We start from the raw sequence: 17,429 nt of genomic DNA on the forward strand, positions 1-17,429 counted from the left end.
CAACGCGGGGCGTTTGAGATTTTATTATGCTAATCAAATTATTAACTAAAGTTTTCGGTAGTCGTAACGATCGCACCCTGCGCCGGATGCGCAAAGTGGTTAACATCATCAATGCCATGGAACCGGAGATGGAAAAACTCTCCGACGAAGAACTGAAAGGGAAAACCGCAGAGTTTCGTGCACGTCTGGAAAAAGGCGAAGTGCTGGAAAATCTGATCCCGGAAGCTTTCGCCGTGGTGCGTGAGGCAAGTAAGCGCGTCTTTGGTATGCGTCACTTCGACGTTCAGTTACTCGGCGGTATGGTTCTTAACGAACGCTGCATCGCCGAAATGCGTACCGGTGAAGGTAAAACCCTGACCGCAACGCTGCCTGCTTACCTGAACGCATTAACCGGTAAGGGCGTACACGTTGTTACCGTCAACGACTACCTGGCGCAACGTGACGCCGAAAACAACCGTCCGCTGTTTGAATTCCTTGGCCTGACTGTCGGTATCAACCTGCCGGGCATGCCAGCACCGGCGAAGCGTGAAGCTTACGCAGCTGACATCACTTACGGTACGAACAACGAATACGGCTTTGACTACCTGCGCGATAACATGGCGTTCAGCCCTGAAGAACGTGTACAGCGTAAACTGCACTATGCGCTGGTGGACGAAGTGGACTCCATCCTGATCGATGAAGCTCGTACACCGCTGATCATTTCCGGCCCGGCAGAAGACAGCTCGGAAATGTATAAACGCGTGAATAAAATTATTCCGCACCTGATCCGTCAGGAAAAAGAAGACTCCGAAACCTTCCAGGGCGAAGGCCACTTCTCGGTGGACGAAAAATCTCGTCAGGTGAACCTGACCGAACGTGGTCTGGTCCTGATTGAAGAACTGCTGGTGAAAGAAGGCATCATGGATGAAGGGGAGTCTCTGTACTCTCCGGCAAACATCATGCTGATGCACCACGTAACGGCGGCGCTGCGCGCTCATGCGCTGTTTACCCGCGACGTCGATTACATCGTTAAAGATGGTGAAGTTATCATCGTTGACGAACACACCGGTCGTACCATGCAGGGGCGTCGCTGGTCCGATGGTCTGCACCAGGCTGTGGAAGCGAAAGAAGGTGTGCAGATCCAGAACGAAAACCAAACGCTGGCGTCGATCACCTTCCAGAACTACTTCCGTCTGTATGAAAAACTGGCGGGGATGACTGGTACTGCTGATACCGAAGCTTTCGAATTCAGCTCCATCTATAAGCTGGATACCGTCGTTGTTCCGACCAACCGTCCAATGATTCGTAAAGATCTGCCGGACCTGGTCTACATGACTGAAGCAGAAAAAATTCAGGCGATCATTGAAGATATCAAAGAACGTACTGCGAAAGGCCAGCCGGTGCTGGTGGGTACTATCTCCATCGAAAAATCTGAGCTGGTGTCAAACGAACTGACCAAAGCCGGTATTAAGCACAACGTCCTGAACGCCAAATTCCACGCCAACGAAGCGGCGATTGTTGCTCAGGCAGGTTATCCGGCTGCGGTGACTATCGCGACCAACATGGCGGGTCGTGGTACAGATATTGTGCTCGGTGGTAGCTGGCAGGCAGAAGTTGCCGCGCTGGAAAATCCGACCGCAGAGCAAATTGAAAAAATTAAAGCCGACTGGCAGGTACGTCACGATGCGGTACTGGCAGCAGGTGGCCTGCATATCATCGGTACCGAGCGTCACGAATCCCGTCGTATCGATAACCAGTTGCGCGGTCGTTCTGGTCGTCAGGGGGATGCTGGTTCTTCCCGTTTCTACCTGTCGATGGAAGATGCGCTGATGCGTATTTTTGCTTCCGACCGAGTATCCGGCATGATGCGTAAACTGGGTATGAAGCCAGGCGAAGCCATTGAACACCCGTGGGTGACTAAAGCGATTGCCAACGCCCAGCGTAAAGTTGAAAGTCGTAACTTCGACATTCGTAAGCAACTGCTGGAATATGATGACGTGGCTAACGATCAGCGTCGCGCCATTTACTCCCAGCGTAACGAACTGCTGGATGTCAGCGATGTGAGCGAAACCATCAACAGCATTCGTGAAGATGTGTTCAAAGCGACCATTGATGCCTACATTCCACCACAGTCGCTGGAAGAAATGTGGGATATTCCGGGGCTGCAGGAACGTCTGAAGAACGATTTCGACCTCGATTTGCCAATTGCCGAGTGGCTGGATAAAGAACCAGAACTGCATGAAGAGACGCTGCGTGAGCGCATTCTGGCGCAGTCCATCGAAGTGTATCAGCGTAAAGAAGAAGTGGTTGGTGCTGAGATGATGCGTCACTTCGAAAAAGGCGTCATGCTGCAAACGCTTGACTCTCTGTGGAAAGAGCACCTGGCGGCGATGGACTATCTGCGTCAGGGTATCCACCTGCGTGGCTATGCACAGAAAGATCCGAAGCAGGAATACAAACGTGAATCGTTCTCCATGTTTGCAGCGATGCTGGAGTCGTTGAAATATGAAGTTATCAGTACGCTGAGCAAAGTTCAGGTACGTATGCCTGAAGAGGTTGAGGAGCTGGAACAACAGCGTCGTATGGAAGCCGAGCGTTTAGCGCAGATGCAGCAGCTTAGCCATCAGGATGACGACTCTGCAGCTGCAGCTGCACTGGCGGCGCAAACCGGTGAGCGCAAAGTAGGACGTAACGATCCTTGCCCGTGCGGTTCTGGTAAAAAATACAAGCAGTGCCATGGTCGCCTGCAATAAAAGCTAACAGTTGAAGTAAAAGGCGCAGGATTCTGCGCCTTTTTTATAGGTTTAAGACAATGAAAAAGCTGCAAATTGCGGTAGGTATTATTCGCAACGAGAACAATGAAATCTTTATAACCCGTCGCGCAGCAGATGCGCACATGGCGAATAAACTGGAGTTTCCCGGCGGTAAAATTGAAATGGGCGAAACGCCGGAACAGGCGGTGGTGCGTGAACTTCAGGAGGAAGTCGGGATTACCCCGCAACATTTTTCGCTATTTGAAAAACTGGAATATGAATTCCCGGACAGGCATATAACACTGTGGTTCTGGCTGGTCGAAAGCTGGGAAGGGGAGCCGTGGGGTAAAGAAGGGCAACCCGGTAAGTGGATGTCGCTGGTCGGTCTTAATGCCGATGAGTTTCCGCCAGCCAATGAACCGGTAATTGCGAAGCTTAAGCGCGTGTACGTTGGATAGGTGTTTATGCCGCATCCAACATTTGCACAAGATGCCCGATGCGACGCTGGCGCGTCTTATCAGTATCTACAATTTTAACACGTTGATATGTAAGGTCTTGTAGGTCGGATAAGGCGTTCACATCGCATCCGACATTTGCACACGATGCCTGATGCGACGCTGCCCGCGTCTTATCAGGCCAGCGTCGCATCAGACAAAATGTCACTGCTTTGGCTCTTCGCTCCAGTCATCGCTTTCGGAAAGATCGCCACTGCTGGGGATTCGTTTTTCTTCAGCAGCCCATTCTCCGAGGTCGATCAGCTGGCAACGTTTGGAACAAAATGGCCGAAACGGGCTGATTTCACCCCACACCACCGTTTTCCCGCAGGTTGGGCAATTCACCGTAATAGTTTCTGACATTTTTACTCCTTAGCAACAGGCCAGTTCGAAATCCAGACGTTCCGGTACCTGTCCGTTTTCACTGTCCAGCGGCATAAAACGAATGGCAAAACGGCTCTTATGACCGGAAATTTGCGGATAAAGCTGTGAATCGAGCGACAGATTCAGACGCAGCAAGTCGGCATCGCCACCGTTATCCTGATAAAAACCATTCAGGCTGGTTTGTTTACGGAAGGGGGCCGACTGGCGAATTAAATCCAGCACCATGGTAAGTGCCTGGGTGAGCGGGTTCAGGCTGGCAATCCAGGTTTCTACCTGGCTGTCGCGCTGCGTCTGGGGTAGATGCAGCCAAATGTGCAATGTAGGTAAATCAAAGCTGCAACAGCCGCCTGGGATGCTCAGTCGCTGACGCACCAGAGCAATCAAACGATCTTCACGCAGAAATTGCCCGATACGCGGCGCGGAAATTAATACGCTCCCCGCCGCTTTTAACTGCTGAATTAATGCTTCAATACGGCTCTGGTCCACGCCAGGCACGCCAATCCAGGTCTGGAGTTTACGTTGCTGCCGGTCAAGTTCTTTCAACAGCTCAGTGCGGACTTCGCCGCGCTCGAAAACATCCAGTAATTCACTGACATTACGGAAGAAATGCAGCGCGCCAGCGTGGTCAACGATGGGTAGATTAACGGTGAGTTGCTGAATCAAAAACTCAATGCGCAGCCATGTACGCATTTTTTCATTTAGTGGATGTTCAAAAAGGACCTGGGTCTGCATTACGGTTTTTCCTGTGAGACAAACTGCGACGCAAGCTGCAAATAGTGTGCGTGCAGGCGGGCAACATCCGATGCGATAGCATCCGGTGCGCCGTTATTATCAATGACGTCATCTGCCACGGCAAGGCGGGCTTCGCGCGTTGCCTGAGCAGCAAGGATTTGTTCAACATGCTCGCGAGTTACATCATCGCGCTGCATGGTGCGCTTAAGTTGCGTTTCTGGGCTGACATCCACCACCAGCACTCGATTCGCTTTTTTATACAGTGAGTTTTCTACCAGCAATGGCACAACCCATAGTACATAGGGGGAAGTAGCTTGCTGGATCTGGTGTTGCGTCTCTTGCTGAATCAGCGGATGCAGCAGGGCGTTAAGCCAGTTTTTCTCTTCCGGGTTGGCGAAGATCCGCTCGCGCAAGGCCCGGCGCTGCAATGTTCCATCAGCAGCAATCATGTTAGCGCCAAAGTGATCAGCAATGGCATGTAGCGCAGGTGCACCTGGTTCAACCACCTGACGCGCAATAATATCGGCATCAATGACGTTAATTCCGAGATCAGCAAACGCATTGGCAACGGTACTCTTGCCACTGCCAATGCCTCCCGTTAAGGCAACTATATACCTCATAATTTATATTTCCGGGAATTCATCATGATTATCAAAACGTTAAAAATGAGCGCACGAAAGCGAAATTGATGAAACGTTCGCTCACTATTTACCAGGTAAATTTATGGGATTGTAGCGTAAAAAAAGACAATTTCGCAGTCTTGCGCCGCATTGATTAGTGCGTATGATAGCGTCACTGGAGTTGCGCTCTTACCCTTATAGCCATTAACCCCAGGAATCCGCACATGCGTATTGAAGAAGATCTGAAGTTAGGTTTTAAAGACGTTCTCATCCGCCCTAAACGCTCCACTCTTAAAAGCCGTTCCGATGTTGAACTGGAACGTCAATTCACCTTCAAACATTCAGGTCAGAGCTGGTCCGGCGTGCCGATTATCGCCGCAAATATGGACACCGTAGGCACATTTTCTATGGCCTCTGCGCTGGCTTCTTTTGATATTTTGACTGCTGTGCATAAACACTATTCTGTCGAAGAGTGGCAAGCGTTTATCAACAATTCTTCCGCTGATGTGCTGAAACATGTGATGGTTTCTACCGGCACGTCTGATGCAGATTTCGAAAAAACTAAACAGATTCTCGACCTGAACCCGGCATTAAACTTCGTTTGTATTGACGTGGCGAATGGTTATTCCGAACACTTCGTGCAGTTCGTTGCGAAAGCGCGTGAAGCGTGGCCGACCAAAACCATTTGTGCTGGCAACGTAGTGACTGGTGAAATGTGTGAGGAGCTTATCCTCTCCGGTGCCGATATCGTTAAAGTTGGCATTGGCCCAGGTTCTGTTTGTACAACTCGCGTCAAAACAGGCGTCGGTTATCCGCAACTTTCTGCGGTAATCGAATGTGCCGATGCTGCGCACGGTCTGGGCGGAATGATCGTCAGCGACGGTGGCTGCACCACGCCGGGCGATGTCGCGAAAGCCTTTGGCGGCGGTGCCGATTTCGTCATGCTTGGCGGCATGCTGGCGGGCCACGAAGAGAGCGGCGGTCGCATCGTTGAGGAGAACGGCGAGAAATTTATGCTGTTCTACGGCATGAGCTCCGAGTCTGCGATGAAACGTCACGTTGGCGGCGTTGCGGAATATCGCGCAGCAGAAGGTAAAACCGTTAAGCTGCCGCTGCGAGGCCCGGTTGAAAATACCGCGCGTGATATTTTGGGCGGCCTGCGTTCAGCTTGTACATACGTTGGGGCTTCACGCCTGAAAGAGCTGACCAAGCGCACCACATTTATCCGTGTGCTGGAACAAGAAAACCGCATCTTCAACAACCTGTAATCTCCCAACGCTGGCGTGGAGCAACACGCCAGCGTTATCCCATTCCACTCATTGCATCGCCTAAATGGAAAATGGGCAGATACATTGCCACCACCAGCGTACCGATAATTCCTCCCGTTATGATCAGCAACGCCGGTTCCAGTAAGGCTGCGAGGTTATCCGCCAGCGCCAGTGTGTTATCCCGATGATGATGGGCGAGGTTGTCTAACATGAGATCCAGCGAGCCGGATGCCTCTCCTGTTCTCACTAATTGCAAACAGAGCGGGCTAAACTCACCGGTATTTTTTAGCGCCAGCCAGATGGGATGACCGTTACTGATATCGTGCTGGATTTGTGTCAGAAGTTGCACCCAGTACGGGCAGCGCATTGTTGCTCTGACGCTCTCTACGCCCTGTAAAAAAGTAATGCCTGCACTTTGAGTCAGCGCCAGAATCGTAAAGATCTGCGTGAGTTTTTGTCCCCGCATCAGTGAACCCATAATCGGGATGCGTAACAGCAATTTCTGCCGCGCGATAAGCCAGGTCGGGCGGCGCATCAGCAACTTATTGGCTATCGCCAGCAGAAAGCCGAACAACACCAGCAGCCAGCCCCATTCGCCACTAAAGTCTGCCAGCGTCATGATCCCCTGCGTTAGTACCGGTAGTGGGGTGTTGAAGGTCTTATAAATAGCAGCAAACTCCGGCAGCACAAAATGCAGCATTGCCACAACCACCATGATTGCCATCGCTAAAATGATGATGGGATAACGCAACGCTGATTTCACTTTATCGGCTAACTGACGCTGGGCTTTTTGCTGTCGAGCAAGTTCAAAGCAACATTCATCTAACTTACCAGTCAATTCCCCCGTGCGGATCATTGCCTGATAGAGCGGCGGAAATACCTCTGACCAGGGTAATAAGGCATTGGAAAAAGCAATGCCCTGTTCGAGATCGTGCGCCAGCGATTGCAGCAACGCTTGCCATTGCTTACTGGGATGCTGTTCCGCCAGCAGTGCCAGCCCTTCAGAAAGCGTTAACCCGGCTTTGAGTAGCGTCGCCAGTTGATGAATGACTTCCGCGCTTTTATCTCCTCGCCACTGCGCAGAATTGATGGCGATTCGCTTCAGGCTAAGTGGGGTAACCATCTGTTGCTGTAGTGCTATGAGCAGCAAAGCACGGCTCTCAGCCCATAGCATCCCATCTTGCGCATTGCCGTCGCCGGTTATGCCATGCCAGCGCCAGAGTTGCTTACTCGCCATGCGGCATCCCCAATACGCGGATTAACTCTTCAAAGGTGGTTAAGCCTTGCTCCACGGCCAGGCAGCCGTTTTCAAAAAGCGTACGCATACCCGCCTGTCGGGCGTGTGTTTCCAGCGATTCAACGTCGGTATTAGCGGAAATAAGCTGGCGTATGATCGGTGTTATGGGTAGAACTTCAAATAAGGCCGTACGACCATAAAAACCGTGGTAGCAATGTACACAACCGGGTGCTTGCCAGCGGGGCAGCGGCGACGGCCATACATTGTCTGGAATATGGATGGGCTCCCCTTGCTGCCGGCGACAATGCGGGCAAAGTTTGCGTACCAGACGCTGGGCTATTACCAGCGTAAGCGCCGATGATAGCATCCAGCGGGCGACTCCCATTTGTTGTAAACGTACCAGCGTTTCGCAGGTGGAATTAGTGTGTAGGGTAGACAACACCAGGTGACCGGTTTGCGCGGCTTTAATGGCAATTTCTGCCGTTTCGCCATCGCGGATCTCTCCGATCATGATGACGTCAGGGTCCTGGCGCAATAACGCACGCAAAACGCCCTGAAAGGTGAGTCCGGCACGCGAATGGATTTGCGTCTGGTTTAGTCCGGCTATGGGGATCTCAACCGGATCTTCGACGCTACAAATATTAATGTCAGCGGTATTCAGCGTTTGCAGGGCACTATAAAGCGTGACCGTTTTGCCGCTGCCTGTAGGGCCAGTTACCAGCACCAGTCCCTGTGGTTGTTGCAAGGCATGGGCAAAGTCCGCCAGTTGTAACGGCTGCATTCCAAGCGTGTTGACATCCAGTGCCTGACTCACCTGCTGTAACAACCTTAATACCACCTTTTCACCACCCCGACATGGTAAGGTCGCAATACGAAATGAGACGGCGTTTCCTGCCAGTTCGACAGTGAATTGCCCGTCCTGCGGCAGGCGATGTTCCGCAATATCCAGGTTCCCCAGCACTTTTAATCTGGCGGTTAATGCGACTCCGGCATCCGGTGAAACATCCGGTAAAGGATGCAATACGCCGTCGATACGCAAGCGTATGCGGTAGGCATTGTCCGCTGGTTCGATATGAATATCAGACGCGCGTTGTTCCAGCGCAGATTGTAACGTTCGAGTCAGCAACTCTGCTTTGGGCTGATGCTTCTCATGAATAGCTACGGGCAATGTCTGTTGTGTGCGACTGGCGTGACCTTCCATTTGTTGGCGCGTCCAGCAGGTGATCTCAATACGTTTGGTGGTAGCGAAATGCAATGCGTCCAGTAGCTCATGCGAAGGTGCATCGACTACCGCAACATGAACCACCTCTTCGCTGGCATCCAGCAAGACTCCCTGATAACGCAGACACAGGGCGGTGAGCTGTGGAATATTCATTGCCGCTCCTTAGTTTGCGTCATCAAAGCGAAAGACATCTTCGCAGGCTTGCTGCAATGCGCTGTCACTTTGAATATTGCAGTTGCGCGTCCAACCGGTGACGCCGTTTGCGTTATCCCAACCCGGCGTCATGACGACGCTTAGCCCATTGAGACTTTCTTGCCCGGTCAGCGACACCACGCCCTTTGCCACACTCATGGCTGAAACATAGCGGGTAGTGGTAGGCGAGGGGATGCCATTACTGCCACCGTCGCAGGTATCTAATCCACCATGTTCCAGCGCGCACAACTCTACGGCGGTACGGTAAGGCACAAAGGTTTGTAGCATGTCGGTGAGTGCGGCTTTGCGCAGGTAGTTTTGATAAGCGGGAATACCAATGGCGCTTAAAATGGCAATGATGCCAATAACCACCATCAGTTCGATAAGTGTAAAACCGCGTTGCTTGTCCATTTGTTTCGCTCCTTGATTTGGTTGGCGCTACTTTGGCAAACGCCATCAGCACAAGCGAGGGGCAAAAAACGAAACGGGAAAGCAGCTTCCGGAGTTTTTTATTACGTTGCAGCGAAAGACAAGAAATTTGCGAGGCGTTACGAAGAAAGTTGGGAAAGGGGAGATTATCCGCCCGCGATGGAGCGGATAAATCTGTCAGCAATCAGCGAAAACGCATTGATAGGTCGAGTGCCTGTACGTGTTTAGTTAGCGCACCGACGGAGATAAAGTCCACGCCCGTTTCGGCAAATTCGCGCAGTGTTTTGTCAGTGACGTTGCCAGACACTTCCAGTAGCGCCTTGCCGTTGGTGCGTTTGACGGCTTCGCGCATCTGTTCTGTTTCGAAGTTATCCAGCATGATGATATCGGCACCTGCTTTCAGGGCTTCATCAAGTTCTTCCAGATTCTCTACTTCGACTTCTACTGGCGCATCCGGGTGCAGCCAGGATGCTTTTTCGACCGCCTGGCGCACTGAGCCGGAGGCAATAATATGGTTTTCTTTGATCAGGAAGGCATCAGAAAGCCCCAGGCGGTGATTCGCTCCGCCGCCGCAAAGTACCGCGTATTTCAGAGCTGAACGCAGGCCGGGTAAGGTTTTGCGCGTATCCAACAACTGCGTGTTGGTGCCCTCCAGTAATTCGACATAGTGGCGTACCTTACTGGCAACCCCTGAAAGGGTTTGCACAAAATTAAGCGCAGTGCGTTCGCCCGTTAACAGCACGCGGGATGGGCCTTCAAGTTCGAACAAGGGTTCATTGGCGTTGATGACATCGCCGTCATCCACATGCCAGATTATGGTGACATCGTCGCCTGCCAGTTGAATAAACACCTCTTCAACCCAGCGTTTGCCGCAAAATACGCCATTCTCGCGGGTGATCACTGTGGCATGAGAGCGAGAGTTTTCCGGTAAAAGTTTTGCCGTAATGTCATTGTTGGCATCGACTGTTCCGCCTAAATCTTCCCGTAGCGCCTGGGCCACCGCGCCGGGGATATCGAGATTAATGCGTTCCAGCAGCTCGTCACGTCGGGTGTCAGGGTTATAGCGGCGAGGCGGCATGTTAAAACTCCAGATAGCTAACGAATCATAAGGTAGAAACATGCTACTCTGAACCGGGTATTAGCACCACATATAAGGAGATCCTGCATGTTGTTAGAACAGGGGTGGCTGGTTGGCGCGCGCCGCGTTCCCTCACCACATTACGATTGCCGCCCGGATGACGAAACACCCACCCTGCTGGTGGTGCACAATATTAGCCTGCCGCCAGGCGAGTTTGGCGGTCCGTGGATCGACGCATTATTCACTGGAACTATTGATCCGCAGGCACATCCTTTCTTTGCTGAGATCGCCCATTTGCGCGTCTCCGCTCACTGTTTGATTCGCCGTGATGGTGAAATAGTCCAGTATGTTCCTTTCGATAAACGTGCCTGGCATGCGGGAGTCTCTCAGTATCAGGGGCGCGAACGCTGCAATGATTTTTCTATTGGGATTGAGCTGGAAGGCACCGATACGCTGGCGTATACCGATGCGCAGTATCAACAGCTTGCGGCGGTTACGCGGGCACTGATTGATCGCTATCCAGATATCGCTAATAACATGACGGGCCATTGTGATATTGCGCCGGATCGGAAAACCGATCCCGGTCCTGCATTTGATTGGGCACGGTTTCGTGCACTGGTCAGCAAGGAGACAACATGACGCTATTTACAACCTTACTGGTGTTAATTTTCGAGCGCCTGTTTAAGTTGGGCGAGCACTGGCAGCTTGATCATCGTCTTGAAGCGTTCTTTCGGCGGGTGAAACATTTTTCTCTCGGGCGCACATTAGGCATGACCATTATTGCGATGGGCGTGACTTTTTTACTGTTACGCACATTGCAGGGAGTATTATTCAACGTTCCCACGCTGCTGGTGTGGCTGCTGATTGGTTTGCTGTGTATTGGCGCAGGTAAAGTTCGTCTTCATTATCATGCTTATCTGACAGCTGCTTCACGTAATGATAGCCATGCCCGTGCCACGATGGCTGGCGAACTCACCATGATTCACGGCGTCCCGGCAGGCTGCGATGAACGTGAGTATTTGCGTGAGCTGCAAAATGCATTGCTGTGGATTAACTTTCGTTTTTATCTTGCTCCGTTGTTCTGGCTGATTGTGGGGGGAACCTGGGGACCCGTTACGCTGATGGGGTATGCGTTTTTGCGTGCATGGCAATACTGGCTGGCGCGATACCAGACGCCGCATCATCGTTTACAGTCCGGCATCGATGCAGTGCTTCATGTACTGGATTGGGTGCCGGTTCGTCTTGCGGGTGTGGTATATGCCTTGATCGGTCATGGGGAGAAAGCGTTACCGGCCTGGTTTGCTTCGCTGGGTGATTTCCATACTTCGCAATATCAGGTATTAACGCGTCTGGCACAGTTCTCTCTGGCGCGTGAACCGCATGTCGATAAGGTGGAGACGCCGAAGGCAGCGGTTTCCATGGCGAAGAAAACCTCGTTCGTGGTCGTGGTGGTGATTGCGCTACTGACGATTTACGGGGCGTTGGTGTAAAGATTATTGCCCTCACCCTGTACGGGTGAGGGCGTAGAGAGATTAATGCGCTTTTACGGCTTTGGCGGTTTTCTCTTTAAACAGATAGCCGATACCTAACACGATCAGCCATACCGGGATCAGGTATACCGAAATCGCCATTCCTGGGGTCATCAGCATAATCACCAGTACCGCCGCCATAAACAGCAGGCAGATCCAGTTACCCAGCGGATAAAGCAGAGCAGGGAAGCGAGTTACCACGCCTTGTTCCTGCTTGGCGCGACGGAATTTCATATGCGCCAGGCTAATCATCGCCCAGTTGATTACCAGTGCAGATACCACCAGCGCCATTAACAGTCCGAATGCGGATTCCGGTGCAAGGTAGTTAATCAGCACGCACAATGCCGTAACCAGCGCAGACACCAGAATAGTGTTAACCGGTACACCGCGTTTGTCGACAGACGCCAGCGCTTTTGGCGCGTTGCCCTGCTGTGCCAGACCAAACAGCATACGGCTGTTGCAATATACGCAGCTGTTGTATACGGAGAGCGCAGCAGTCAGTACCACGATGTTCAGCGCATTCGCCACAAAGGTATCGCCCAATTCGTGGAAGATCAGTACAAACGGGCTGGTATCAGCAGTAACGCGGGTCCACGGCATCAGCGAGAGCAGAACGGCTAACGAACCAATATAGAAAATCAGGATGCGGTAGATAACCTGGTTAGTTGCTTTCGGGATACTTTGCTCCGGGTTATCAGCTTCTGCTGCGGTGATCCCCACCAGTTCCAGACCACCGAACGAGAACATGATAATCGCCATCATCATCACCAGCCCGGTAAAGCCGTGCGGCAGGAAACCACCCTGATCCCACAGGTTGCTAACGCTCGCCTGCGGGCCGCCGTTGCCACTGAATAGCAGCCAGCCGCCGAAGATGATCATCGCTACCACCGCGATAACTTTGATAATGGCAAACCAGAACTCCATCTCGCCAAACACTTTAACGTTGGTCAGGTTGATGGCGTTAATCACCACAAAGAACACGGCGGCAGAAACCCAGGTTGGGATTTCCGGATACCAGAACTGAATGTATTTACCCACGGCAGTCAGCTCTGCCATGGCAACTAAAACGTACAGTACCCAGTAGTTCCAGCCAGAGGCGAAACCGGCAAAACTGCCCCAGTATTTATAAGCAAAGTGGCTAAAGGAGCCTGCGACAGGTTCTTCGACCACCATTTCACCTAGCTGACGCATGATCAGAAAGGCGATAAAACCAGCAATGGCGTAACCCAGGATAATCCCTGGCCCTGCGGACTGTATTACGGAGGCGCTACCCAGGAATAGCCCGGTCCCTATCGCGCCACCCAGCGCGATAAGCTGAATATGGCGGTTTTTAAGGCCGCGCTTTAGCTGCTCGCCGTGCTGTTGACCTTCCATCATGAAACCTCGTTCGGTGATTGTTTTTTTGATCTACGCAGTGATGCGTGTGTAAGTTTGCAATTCCGTTTGTTGTATTAATTTGTTTACATCAAAGACGTTTGAATTGTTACAAAAGGACTTCCGTCAGATCAAGAATAATGGTATGCGGCAGCGAATGCACCCGCTTTATGCATGGTTGAAGATGAGTTGCTTAAAAAGGAACCGTTTGTAAAGGTCAGCCTTAAATCCCCTCAATATACAAAATGAATATAAATTCATTATTTTTGAATTAATAATCGATAAATTGGTAAGTGAATCGGTTCAATTCGGATTTTTATAGTTTAATAATCGTTAAAAAATCCCTTTCCTACGTAAAGTCTACATTTGTGCATAGTTACAACTTTGAAACGTTATATATGTCAAGTTGTTAAAATGTGCACAGTTTCATGATTTCAATCAAAACCTGTATGGACATAAGGTGAATACTTTGTTACTTTAGCGTCACAGACATGAAATTGGTAAGACCAATTGACTTCGGCAAGTGGCTTAAGACAGGAACTCATGGCCTACAGCAAAATCCGCCAACCAAAACTCTCCGATGTGATTGAGCAGCAACTGGAGTTTTTGATCCTCGAAGGCACTCTCCGCCCGGGCGAAAAACTCCCACCGGAACGCGAACTGGCAAAACAGTTTGACGTCTCCCGTCCCTCCTTGCGTGAGGCGATTCAACGTCTCGAAGCGAAGGGCTTGTTGCTTCGTCGCCAGGGTGGCGGCACTTTTGTCCAGAGCAGCCTATGGCAAAGCTTCAGCGATCCGCTGGTGGAGCTGCTCTCCGACCATCCTGAATCACAGTATGACTTGCTCGAAACACGACACGCCCTGGAAGGTATCGCCGCTTATTACGCCGCGCTGCGTAGTACCGATGAAGACAAGGAACGCATCCGTGAACTCCACCACGCTATAGAGCTGGCGCAGCAGTCTGGCGATCTGGACGCGGAATCAAACGCCGTACTCCAGTATCAGATTGCCGTCACCGAAGCGGCCCACAATGTGGTTCTGCTTCATCTGCTAAGGTGTATGGAGCCGATGTTGGCTCAGAATGTCCGCCAGAACTTCGAATTGCTCTATTCGCGTCGCGAGATGCTGCCGCTGGTGAGTAGTCACCGCACCCGCATATTCGAAGCGATTATGGCCGGTAAGCCGGAAGAAGCGCGCGAAGCATCGCATCGCCATCTGGCCTTTATCGAAGAAATTTTGCTCGACAGAAGCCGTGAAGAGAGCCGCCGTGAGCGTTCTCTACGTCGTCTGGAGCAACGAAAGAATTAGTGATTTTTCTGGTAAAAATTAACCAGAAGATGTTGTAAATCAAGCGCATATAAAAGCGCGGCAACTAAACGTAGAACCTGTCTTATTGAGCTTTCCGGCGAGAGTTCAATGGGACAGGTTCCAGAAAACTCAACGTTATTAGATAGATAAGGAATAACCCATGTCAGAACGTTTCCCAAATGACGTGGATCCGATCGAAACTCGCGACTGGCTCCAGGCGATCGAATCGGTCATCCGTGAAGAAGGTGTTGAGCGTGCTCAGTATCTGATCGACCAACTGCTTGCTGAAGCCCGCAAAGGCGGTGTCAACGTAGCCGCAGGCACCGGTATCAGCAACTACATCAACACCATCCCCGTTGAAGAACAACCGGAGTATCCGGGTAATCTGGAACTGGAACGCCGTATTCGTTCAGCTATCCGCTGGAACGCCATCATGACGGTTCTGCGTGCGTCGAAAAAAGACCTCGAACTGGGCGGCCACATGGCGTCCTTCCAGTCTTCCGCAACCATTTATGATGTGTGCTTTAACCACTTCTTCCGTGCACGCAACGAGCAGGATGGCGGCGACCTGGTTTACTTCCAGGGCCACATCTCCCCGGGCGTTTACGCTCGTGCTTTCCTGGAAGGTCGTCTGACTCAGGAGCAGCTGGATAACTTCCGTCAGGAAGTTCACGGCAATGGCCTCTCTTCCTATCCGCACCCGAAACTGATGCCGGAATTCTGGCAGTTCCCGACCGTATCTATGGGGCTGGGGCCGATTGGTGCTATTTACCAGGCTAAATTCCTGAAATATCTGGAACACCGTGGCCTGAAAGATACCTCTAAACAGACCGTTTACGCGTTCCTCGGCGACGGTGAAATGGACGAACCGGAATCCAAAGGTGCGATCACCATCGCTACCCGTGAAAAACTGGATAACCTGGTCTTCGTTATCAACTGTAACCTGCAGCGTCTTGACGGCCCGGTCACCGGTAACGGCAAGATCATCAACGAACTGGAAGGCATCTTCGAAGGTGCTGGCTGGAACGTGATTAAAGTGATGTGGGGTAGCCGTTGGGATGAACTGCTGCGTAAAGATACCAGCGGTAAACTGATCCAGCTGATGAACGAAACCGTTGACGGCGACTACCAGACCTTCAAATCGAAAGATGGTGCGTACGTTCGTGAACACTTCTTCGGTAAATATCCTGAAACCGCAGCACTGGTTGCAGACTGGACTGACGAGCAGATCTGGGCGCTGAACCGTGGTGGTCACGATCCGAAGAAAATCTACGCTGCATTCAAGAAAGCGCAGGAAACCAAAGGCAAAGCGACGGTAATCCTTGCTCATACCATTAAAGGTTACGGCATGGGCGACGCGGCTGAAGGTAAAAACATCGCGCACCAGGTTAAGAAAATGAACATGGACGGCGTGCGTCATATCCGCGACCGTTTCAATGTGCCGGTGTCTGATGCCGATATCGAAAAACTGCCGTACATCACCTTCCCGGAAGGTTCTGAAGAGCATACCTATCTGCACGCTCAGCGTCAGAAACTGCACGGTTATCTGCCAAGCCGTCAGCCGAACTTCACCGAGAAGCTTGAGCTGCCGAGCCTGCAAGACTTCGGCGCGCTGCTGGAAGAGCAGAGCAAAGAGATCTCTACCACTATCGCTTTCGTTCGTGCCCTGAACGTGATGCTGAAGAACAAGTCGATCAAAGATCGTCTGGTACCGATCATCGCCGACGAAGCGCGTACTTTCGGTATGGAAGGTCTGTTCCGTCAGATTGGTATTTACAGCCCGAACGGTCAGCAGTACACCCCGCAGGACCGCGAGCAGGTTGCTTACTATAAAGAAGACGAGAAAGGTCAGATTCTGCAGGAAGGGATCAACGAGCTGGGCGCAGGGTGTTCCTGGCTGGCAGCGGCGACCTCTTACAGCACCAACAATCTGCCGATGATTCCGTTCTACATCTATTACTCGATGTTCGGCTTCCAGCGTATCGGTGACTTGTGCTGGGCGGCTGGCGACCAGCAAGCGCGTGGCTTCCTGATCGGCGGTACTTCCGGTCGTACCACCCTGAACGGCGAAGGTCTGCAGCACGAAGATGGTCACAGCCACATTCAGTCGCTGACTATCCCGAACTGTATCTCTTACGACCCGGCTTACGCTTACGAAGTTGCTGTCATCATGCATGACGGTCTGGAGCGTATGTACGGTGAAAAACAAGAGAACGTTTACTACTACATCACTACGCTGAACGAAAACTACCACATGCCGGCAATGCCGGAAGGTGCTGAGGAAGGTATCCGTAAAGGTATCTACAAACTCGAAACCATTGAAGGTAGCAAAGGTAAAGTTCAGCTGCTGGGCTCCGGTTCTATCCTGCGTCACGTCCGTGAAGCGGCAGAGATCCTGGCGAAAGATTACGGCGTAGGTTCTGACGTTTATAGCGTGACCTCCTTCACCGAGCTGGCGCGTGATGGTCAGGATTGTGAACGCTGGAACATGCTGCACCCGCTGGAAACTCCGCGCGTTCCATACATCGCTCAGGTGATGAACGACGCTCCGGCAGTGGCATCTACCGACTATATGAAACTGTTCGCTGAGCAGGTCCGTACTTACGTACCGGCTGACGACTACCGCGTACTGGGTACTGATGGCTTCGGTCGTTCCGACAGCCGTGAGAACCTGCGTCACCACTTCGAAGTTGATGCTTCTTATGTCGTGGTTGCGGCGCTGGGCGAACTGGCTAAACGTGGCGAAATCGATAAGAAAGTGGTTGCTGACGCAATCGCCAAATTCAACATCGATGCAGATAAAGTTAACCCGCGTCTGGCTTAAGAGGTA

The 17,429-nt window shown here is 51.7% G+C and carries 16 protein-coding genes; 8 read left to right on the forward strand and 8 right to left on the reverse strand.

Annotated elements, in window-relative coordinates; all coding sequences use genetic code 11:
- The first annotated feature begins 26 nt into the window (after positions 1-26).
- Together secA and mutT are read left to right on the forward strand one after the other, a co-directional pair.
- Positions 27-2,732: a preprotein translocase subunit SecA gene (gene secA, locus ACJHWK_RS06445; RefSeq protein WP_000905780.1), complete on the forward strand. Its 2,706-nt coding sequence runs from the start codon at positions 27-29 to the stop codon at positions 2,730-2,732.
- A 59-nt stretch (positions 2,733-2,791) separates the two neighbouring features.
- Complete coding sequence (mutT, locus tag ACJHWK_RS06450) at positions 2,792-3,190, forward strand: 8-oxo-dGTP diphosphatase MutT (RefSeq protein ID WP_000736024.1); 399 nt, start codon at positions 2,792-2,794, stop codon at positions 3,188-3,190.
- A 201-nt stretch (positions 3,191-3,391) separates the two neighbouring features.
- Here the strand turns inward: mutT and yacG are convergent, their stop codons facing one another.
- The 3 genes from yacG to coaE are packed head-to-tail and all read right to left on the reverse strand — an operon-like array spanning position 3,392 to position 4,962.
- Positions 3,392-3,589, reverse strand: a complete 198-nt coding sequence (yacG, locus tag ACJHWK_RS06455) for a DNA gyrase inhibitor YacG (RefSeq protein ID WP_000005042.1) — start codon at positions 3,587-3,589, stop codon at positions 3,392-3,394.
- A gap of 9 nt (positions 3,590-3,598) precedes the next feature.
- Entirely contained in the window at positions 3,599-4,342 is a 744-nt protein-coding gene (gene zapD, locus ACJHWK_RS06460; RefSeq protein WP_001194736.1) for a cell division protein ZapD, read from the reverse strand.
- Positions 4,342-4,962: a dephospho-CoA kinase gene (coaE, locus tag ACJHWK_RS06465; RefSeq protein WP_001269520.1), complete on the reverse strand. Its 621-nt coding sequence runs from the start codon at positions 4,960-4,962 to the stop codon at positions 4,342-4,344. Before coaE ends, zapD begins: the two co-directional genes overlap by 1 nt.
- 24 nt (positions 4,963-4,986) lie before the next feature.
- On the opposite strand from coaE, the gene ACJHWK_RS06470 reads away from it, so the two are divergent.
- Together ACJHWK_RS06470 and guaC are read left to right on the forward strand one after the other, a co-directional pair.
- Positions 4,987-5,031 (forward strand): protein YacM, encoded by a 45-nt coding sequence (locus ACJHWK_RS06470; RefSeq protein ID WP_120795372.1) that lies wholly within the window; start codon positions 4,987-4,989, stop codon positions 5,029-5,031.
- A gap of 155 nt (positions 5,032-5,186) precedes the next feature.
- A complete protein-coding gene (gene guaC, locus ACJHWK_RS06475) occupies positions 5,187-6,230 on the forward strand; it encodes a GMP reductase (RefSeq protein ID WP_001217337.1) in 1,044 nt (347 codons plus the stop codon).
- Between the two features lie 34 nt (positions 6,231-6,264).
- Here guaC and hofC read toward each other — a convergent pair whose 3' ends face one another.
- The 4 genes from hofC to nadC all read right to left on the reverse strand — a co-directional run bounded on the left by hofC (position 6,265) and on the right by nadC (position 10,388).
- On the reverse strand, positions 6,265-7,467 hold the full coding sequence (gene hofC / locus ACJHWK_RS06480) for a protein transport protein HofC (RefSeq protein ID WP_001520493.1): 1,203 nt from the start codon (positions 7,465-7,467) through the stop codon (positions 6,265-6,267).
- Positions 7,457-8,842 (reverse strand): type II secretion system protein GspE, encoded by a 1,386-nt coding sequence (gspE, locus tag ACJHWK_RS06485; protein ID WP_001025167.1) that lies wholly within the window; start codon positions 8,840-8,842, stop codon positions 7,457-7,459. Before gspE ends, hofC begins: the two co-directional genes overlap by 11 nt.
- A 9-nt stretch (positions 8,843-8,851) precedes the next feature.
- The gene (gene ppdD / locus ACJHWK_RS06490) at positions 8,852-9,292 is read right to left on the reverse strand and encodes a prepilin peptidase-dependent pilin (RefSeq protein WP_000360904.1); all 441 of its coding nucleotides are present in this window, start codon (positions 9,290-9,292) and stop codon (positions 8,852-8,854) included.
- A gap of 202 nt (positions 9,293-9,494) precedes the next feature.
- Positions 9,495-10,388 (reverse strand): carboxylating nicotinate-nucleotide diphosphorylase, encoded by an 894-nt coding sequence (gene nadC, locus ACJHWK_RS06495; protein WP_001135153.1) that lies wholly within the window; start codon positions 10,386-10,388, stop codon positions 9,495-9,497.
- A gap of 87 nt (positions 10,389-10,475) precedes the next feature.
- On the opposite strand from nadC, the gene ampD reads away from it, so the two are divergent.
- Both ampD and ampE read left to right on the forward strand, forming a co-directional pair.
- The gene (ampD, locus tag ACJHWK_RS06500) at positions 10,476-11,027 is read left to right on the forward strand and encodes a 1,6-anhydro-N-acetylmuramyl-L-alanine amidase AmpD (RefSeq protein ID WP_000923726.1); all 552 of its coding nucleotides are present in this window, start codon (positions 10,476-10,478) and stop codon (positions 11,025-11,027) included.
- Positions 11,024-11,878, forward strand: coding sequence for a beta-lactamase regulator AmpE (ampE, locus tag ACJHWK_RS06505; protein ID WP_000172019.1), 855 nt, complete (start codon positions 11,024-11,026; stop codon positions 11,876-11,878). Before ampD ends, ampE begins: the two co-directional genes overlap by 4 nt.
- A gap of 42 nt (positions 11,879-11,920) precedes the next feature.
- Here ampE and aroP read toward each other — a convergent pair whose 3' ends face one another.
- The gene (gene aroP / locus ACJHWK_RS06510; protein ID WP_000969912.1) at positions 11,921-13,294 is read right to left on the reverse strand and encodes an aromatic amino acid transporter AroP; all 1,374 of its coding nucleotides are present in this window, start codon (positions 13,292-13,294) and stop codon (positions 11,921-11,923) included.
- A gap of 540 nt (positions 13,295-13,834) precedes the next feature.
- Here aroP and pdhR point away from each other — a divergent pair.
- Together pdhR and aceE are read left to right on the forward strand one after the other, a co-directional pair.
- Positions 13,835-14,599, forward strand: a complete 765-nt coding sequence (gene pdhR, locus ACJHWK_RS06515; protein WP_000331776.1) for a pyruvate dehydrogenase complex transcriptional repressor PdhR — start codon at positions 13,835-13,837, stop codon at positions 14,597-14,599.
- Between the two features lie 160 nt (positions 14,600-14,759).
- A complete protein-coding gene (aceE, locus tag ACJHWK_RS06520; RefSeq protein ID WP_000003820.1) occupies positions 14,760-17,423 on the forward strand; it encodes a pyruvate dehydrogenase (acetyl-transferring), homodimeric type in 2,664 nt (887 codons plus the stop codon).
- Positions 17,424-17,429: the final 6 nt, after the last annotated feature.

It is taken from the genome of Escherichia sp. WS547, from assembly GCF_046486065.1.
Lineage (GTDB): Bacteria > Pseudomonadota > Gammaproteobacteria > Enterobacterales > Enterobacteriaceae > Escherichia > Escherichia coli.